The organism is Parachlamydia acanthamoebae (assembly GCF_000875975.1).
GTDB classification, from domain to species: Bacteria; Chlamydiota; Chlamydiia; order Chlamydiales; family Parachlamydiaceae; genus Parachlamydia; species Parachlamydia acanthamoebae.
On the sequence record NZ_BAWW01000064.1, the window covers coordinates 1 to 1,055 of the forward strand.

1 pseudogene is annotated in these 1,055 nt (G+C 42.2%); it reads left to right on the top strand.

What is annotated here, in order from left to right:
• Nucleotides 1–1,055: pseudogene (locus AOM43_RS09675) on the top strand (hypothetical protein); the annotation flags it as partial.

The window sequence follows — 1,055 nt, forward strand, 5'->3', positions numbered from 1 at the left end:
CCTATATCTATGACGCCGATGGCAATCAAATAGAAACCAGCACCTATTCACATGCCGGTGTTAGCACAGTTAAAACGACCTATAATTGCCATAACCCACTTCTGTCACCGATCCAGAAGGCAATGTCACACGCATAACCTATCGTTATGATTATAAAGATCAGTACGGCCTAACTGTTCCCTATTCAGAAACCACCGATCCCAAAGGAAACATAACCGTTTCCATTTACAACACACACAATCAAATTGCAACTCTGCAAATCAAAAATGCTCTCGGTCAAATTCTTCAACAGCGGGAGTTTTTCTATGATGGAGTGGGACAGCTAATTGAAGCACGTGAAAAAGTCTTTAAGGTAGACGTCTTTGATCGGGAAGTCATCACAAAATGGACATACAATTCCATTGGAGACGTCGCCTCTTGCATCGAAGCAGTTGGAACACCTGAACAAAAAAGTACTTTCCACACCTTTAACAACCTCAGCCAAAAGATTTCCACACTAAAACCTGACGGCAATCTGATCTATTTCACCTATGATGGAAAAGGTCGTCTATCAGCTGTAGCTTCCGCTGACCAAACGCTCTCCTATGCCTACACCTATGATCTGAATGATAATCCTATCCTCATTCAGAATCTCATCAATCATACACAAAATACAAGATCCTATGATAGATGTGATCGCCTCATTGAAGAAACGTTGGGCAATGGTCTGCAGATGAAATATGTATACGACCGACAAGGACGCGTTCATTCCAGTACACTTCCTGATGGTAGCCACGTCGTGTACGGCTACAACGCGGTAGATCTAACAGAAGTTAAACGAATCAACCTTTCAGGAGAACAGCTTTATTCCCAAACTTACCGCTATGACCAAGCAGGTAATCTGATCCAAAAAGATCTGCCTTTCAGCATTGGTCAAACAACGTATACTTATGATTTGCTTCATCGGCACAAGTTCATTCAGTCTCCACATTTCAGTGAAACAGGAGTTACATATGATGCAGTTGGGAATCTTCTTACACAAACTTACACCGATCCAATTGGTCGTTTGCCTTGTC